The sequence below is a fragment of the Aeromicrobium sp. NPDC092404 genome (assembly GCF_040684095.1).
Classification (GTDB): domain Bacteria; phylum Actinomycetota; class Actinomycetes; order Propionibacteriales; family Nocardioidaceae; genus Aeromicrobium.
In genome coordinates, this window is the sequence record NZ_JBFBFI010000003.1 from 1 (window position 1) to 5,619 (window position 5,619).

The 5,619-nt window shown below is 53.2% G+C and carries 2 tRNA genes and 3 rRNA genes; all 5 read right to left on the bottom strand.

The features are described 5' to 3' along the window. Nucleotides 1-233: 233 nt before the first annotated feature. Nucleotides 234-346, bottom strand: a 5S ribosomal RNA gene (rrf, locus tag AB0N22_RS16690). Between the two features lie 154 nt (nt 347-500). After that, nucleotides 501-3,382: ribosomal RNA gene (locus AB0N22_RS16695) — 23S ribosomal RNA — on the bottom strand. A gap of 289 nt (nt 3,383-3,671) precedes the next feature. Then, nucleotides 3,672-3,747, bottom strand: a tRNA-Ala gene (locus AB0N22_RS16700). A gap of 90 nt (nt 3,748-3,837) precedes the next feature. Beyond that, nucleotides 3,838-3,914 (bottom strand) — tRNA-Ile (locus AB0N22_RS16705). A gap of 64 nt (nt 3,915-3,978) precedes the next feature. Further along, nucleotides 3,979-5,511, bottom strand: a 16S ribosomal RNA gene (locus tag AB0N22_RS16710). The 16S, 23S and 5S rRNA genes sit together here with 2 tRNA genes alongside, the layout of an rRNA operon. Between the last annotated feature and the right edge of the window lie 108 nt (nt 5,512-5,619).

Below are 5,619 nucleotides of genomic sequence, written 5' to 3' on the forward strand. Positions count from 1 at the left end.
CGACAGTGCAACCCGATACGCTGGGAGAGGAATTGGAGCTTTGATCGGAGATAGAAGCAATTGGCCAAGGGATCGCGGATGATACGGGGCCAATTGACGTGCAGGGAGCTGAGAGTGGTCGTACTTGGGCGATGTGGAAACTCCAGCCACGCCGTCATCCCGCCCCTCCACGCATTTCCGCCGCGCCAATGCAAAAACCCCCGCCTTTCGGGCGGGGGTTTCTGGCTTAGGGAGCCTGACGATTACCTACTTTCACACGGGAATCCGCACTATCATCGGCGTAGAGTCGTTTCACGGTCCTGTTCGGGATGGGAAGGGGTGGGACCGACTCGCTATGGTCATCAGGCAAAGAGGGTTGTTGCGCTGGCTTCGCAGCACAACCAATCTTGGAAGAAGCAGTAATTTTGAGTTGTGTGTATCACACACGAGAATCCAACTTGTCGCTTTGGATCGCAGCCAGTGCTGTCGCACGGCGCCGATCTACAAGGCAGACTTGTTATAGGATCAAGCCTTACGGGCAATTAGTATCAGTTAGCTGAACGCATTACTGCGCTTACACACCTGACCTATCAACGTCCTGGTCTCGAACGACCCTTCAAGGGGATCTAGTCCCCAGGGATATCTCATCTTAAGGCGAGTTTCCCGCTTAGATGCTTTCAGCGGTTATCTCTTCCGAACATAGCTACCCGGCGATGCCACTGGCGTGACAACCGGTACACCAGAGGTTCGTCCACTCCGGTCCTCTCGTACTAGGAGCAGCCCCCTTCAAATATCCAACGCCCACGGCAGATAGGGACCAAACTGTCTCACGACGTTTTAAACCCAGCTCACGTACCTCTTTAAATGGCGAACAGCCATACCCTTGGGACCGGCTACAGCCCCAGGATGAGATGAGCCGACATCGAGGTGCCAAACACCGCCGTCGATATGAACTCTTGGGCGGTATCAGCCTGTTATCCCCAGAGTACCTTTTATCCGTTGAGCGATGGCCCTTCCATACAGAACCACCGGATCACTATGACCTGCTTTCGCACCTGCTCGACTTGTCGGTCTCGCAGTTAAGCACGCTTATGCCATTGCACTATCAGCACGATTTCCGACCGTACCTAGCGTACCTTCGTACTCCTCCGTTACGCTTTGGGAGGAGACCGCCCCAGTCAAACTGCCTACCATGCACTGTCCCCGACCCGGATCACGGGCCAAGGTTAGAACCTCAAACAAACCAGGGTGGTATTTCAAGGACGGCTCCACCGAAACTAGCGTTCCGGTTTCATAGCCTCCCACCTATCCTACACAGATCGGTTCAAAGTCCAATGCAAAGCTACAGTAAAGGTTCATGGGGTCTTTCCGTCTAGCCGCGGGTAGATTGCATCATCACAAACACTTCAACTTCGCTGAGTCTCGGGAGGAGACAGTGTGGCCATCGTTACGCCATTCGTGCAGGTCGGAACTTACCCGACAAGGAATTTCGCTACCTTAGGACCGTTATAGTTACGGCCGCCGTTTACCGGGACTTCAATCAAGAGCTTGCACCCCATCATTTAATCTTCCGGCACCGGGCAGGCGTCACACCCTATACGTCCACTTTCGTGTTTGCAGAGTGCTGTGTTTTTATTAAACAGTCGCAGCCACCAGTTTATTGCAACCCCTTCACCCTTCTGGCGCAAGCCAGTCAAGCTACAAGGGCGTACCTTATCCCGAAGTTACGGTACCAATTTGCCGAGTTCCTTCTCCCGAGTTCTCTCAAGCGCCTTAGAATACTCATCTCGCCCACCTGTGTCGGTTTGCGGTACGGTCATCGTTAGACTGAAGCTTAGAGGCTTTTCTTGGAACCACTTCCAATTGCTTCGCTCCCTAAGGAGCTCGCGCCACACCCTTGAATTCCGCACCCGGATTTGCCTAAGTGCCTTCTCCAATGCAGCGACCGGGACTTCCAACACCCGGACAACCTTCCGCGATCCGTCCCCCCATCGCATCTAACAATGGTGCAGGAATATTGACCTGCTTCCCATCAGCTACGCATTTCTGCCTCGCCTTAGGGGCCGACTCACCCTACGCCGATGAACGTTGCGTAGGAAACCTTGGGCTTACGGCGAGGGGGCCTTTCACCCCCTTTATCGCTACTCATGTCAGCATTCGCACTTCCGATACCTCCAGCACCCTTTACAAGGCACCTTCGCAGGCTTACGGAACGCTCTCCTACCATGCGAGCAAAGCTCGCATCCGCAGCTTCGGTATATAGCTTAGCCCCGTTACATCTTCCGCGCAGGACGACTCGATCAGTGAGCTATTACGCTTTCTTTAAAGGGTGGCTGCTTCTAAGCCAACCTCCTGACTGTTTTAGCCTTCCCACTTCGTTTCCCACTTAGCTATATTTGGGGACCTTAGCTGGCGGTCTGGGTTGTTTCCCTCTTGACACCGGACGTTAGCACCCGATGTCTGTCTCCCGTGATTGCACTCTTCGGTATTCGGAGTTTGCTATGGCGGGGTAATCTGCAATAGACCCCCCAACCATGACAGTGCTCTACCCCCGAAGGTGAGACACGAGGCACTACCTAAATAGTTTTCGGAGAGAACCAGCTATTTCCAGGTTTGTTTAGCCTTTCACCCCTATCCACAGCTCATCCCCTAACTTTTCAACGTTAGTGGGTTCGGACCTCCAGTACGTGTTACCGCACCTTCATCCTGGCCATGGATAGATCACCTGGTTTCGGGTCTACGCCCAGCAACTGAACGCCCTATTCGGACTCGCTTTCGCTACGCCTGCCCTATACGGTTAAGCTTGCTACTGAACGTAAGTCGCTGACCCATTATACAAAAGGTACGCCGTCACCCCTTACGAGGCTCCGACTGTTTGTATGCATGCGGTTTCAGGATCTATTTCACTCCCCTCCCGGGGTTCTTTTCGCCTTTCCCTCACGGTACTGGTTCACTATCGGTCGATCACGAGTATTTAGCCTTGGAGGATGGTCCCCCCATCTTCAGACAGGATTTCACGTGTCCCGCCCTACTTGTCGCACACCTAGTTCTTTCATACTGTTTTCGCCTACAGGGCTATCACCTGCTATGGCCGCACTTTCCAGAGCGTTCGGCTAACAATACAAATAAAGAGTGCAAGGCTCATCCCATTTCGCTCGCCACTACTTTGGGAATCTCGGTTGATTTCTTTTCCTGCGGTTACTTAGATGTTTCAGTTCACCGCGTTCGCTTCGCATGGCCTATGTATTCAGCCATGGATACTCCAAAAGGAGTGGGTTTCCCCATTCGGACATCTACGGATCAAAGCTTGTTTGCCAGCTCCCCGTAGCTTTTCGCAGGCTACCGCGTCCTTCATCGCCTGTGATCGCCAAGGCATCCACCACATGCACTTGTTCGCTTGACCCTATAACGAGTCTGTCTCGCGACAGTCGCTACAGGTTGAGTTCTCGCGTTGTGCCGTATTCCAATTGAGTCAAACATAGAGTTCGAATCATCTTGAGATACATCGATACAATCACAACCCGGATAGTTTCCACGTCCATCTCAAGACGCTTCCGCTATCCAAATTACTTACTTCTTCCAGATTGTTAAAGAACGACAGCCGATACATACTACGTATCACTCTGACTGGCTCAATCGCCAATGCAAAATTCTCGGTTCAGTGTCTGAACCAAGCCCTTAGCGTTGGTGATTGGTGGAGGCAGACGGGATCGAACCGACGACCCCCTGCTTGCAAAGCAGGTGCTCTCCCAGCTGAGCTATGCCCCCATGAGTACAGATAACCTCAGGTACTACAGCCTATCGGCATGGGTTGCTCGTAATCGCTAAAGCGCTAACGATCACCGACACGTCAGACAATGGTGGGTCTGGTTGGATTCGAACCAACGACCCCCGCCTTATCAAGACGGTGCTCTAACCGACTGAGCTACAGACCCCTGAGTCTGTCTTTAAATTTACAGCCGATAAGCGTGAGCGCTCAACTTTGCGAGATAGCTCTGGAAAGGAGGTGATCCAGCCGCACCTTCCGATACGGCTACCTTGTTACGACTTCACCCCAGTCATGAATCCTACCGTGGTGACCGTCCTCCTTGCGGTTAGACTAGCCACTTCTGGTAAAACCCACTCCCATGGTGTGACGGGCGGTGTGTACAAGACCCGGGAACGTATTCACCGCGGCATGCTGATCCGCGATTACTAGCGATTCCAGCTTCATGCACTCGAGTTGCAGAGTGCAATCCGGACTACGATCGGTTTTCTGGGATTAGCTCCCCCTCGCGGGTTGGCAACCCTCTGTTCCGACCATTGTATGACGTGTGAAGCCCTACCCATAAGGGCCATGAGGACTTGACGTCATCCCCACCTTCCTCCGGTTTGTCACCGGCAGTCTCCTTAGAGTGCTCTTGCGTAGCAACTAAGGACAAGGGTTGCGCTCGTTGCGGGACTTAACCCAACATCTCACGACACGAGCTGACGACAGCCATGCAGCACCTGTGCGCCGGTTCTCTTTCGAGCACTCCCGCCTCTCAGCAGGATTCCGACCATGTCAAGGGTAGGTAAGGTTTTTCGCGTTGCATCGAATTAATCCACATCATCCACCGCTTGTGCGGGTCCCCGTCAATTCCTTTGAGTTTTAATCTTGCGACCGTACTCCCCAGGCGGTCAACTTCACGCGTTAGCTACGTTACTAAGGAAATGAATCCCCAACAACTAGTTGACATCGTTTAGGGCGTGGACTACCAGGGTATCTAATCCTGTTTGCTCCCCACGCTTTCGTGCATGAGCGTCAGTATTGGCCCAGGGGGCTGCCTTCGCCATCGGTATTCCTCCACATCTCTACGCATTTCACTGCTACACGTGGAATTCTACCCCCCTCTGCCATACTCTAGCCTGCCAGTCACCAATGCAGTTCCCAGGTTGAGCCCGGGGATTTCACATCGGTCTTAGCAAACCGCCTGCGCACGCTTTACGCCCAGTAATTCCGATTAACGCTCGCACCCTACGTATTACCGCGGCTGCTGGCACGTAGTTAGCCGGTGCTTATTCTTCCGGTACCGTCATCCCCCGACTGTATTAGAGCCAAGGATTTCTTTCCGGACAAAAGTGCTTTACAACCCGAAGGCCTTCTTCACACACGCGGCATTGCTGGATCAGGCTTTCGCCCATTGTCCAAAATTCCCCACTGCTGCCTCCCGTAGGAGTCTGGGCCGTGTCTCAGTCCCAGTGTGGCTGGTCGTCCTCTCAGACCAGCTACTGATCGTCGCCTTGGTAGGCCTTTACCCCACCAACTAGCTAATCAGCCATCGGCCAACCCTATAGCGCGAGGCCCGAAGGTCCCCCGCTTTCATCCGTAGATCGTATGCGGTATTAATCCGGCTTTCGCCGGGCTATCCCCCACTACAGGACATGTTCCGATGTATTACTCACCCGTTCGCCACTCGCCACCAGGTGCAAGCACCCGTGCTGCCGTTCGACTTGCATGTGTAAGGCATGCCGCCAGCGTTCAATCTGAGCCAGGATCAAACTCTTCAGTTTAAACCTGTTACTGTTTTCGGTTCAGTTAAGAACCGGTCGCTCACTCAAAGCTGACAGGAATATGAATCACTTCATAAACCTGACTTACTTTAGTGTGAGACTCTTGAT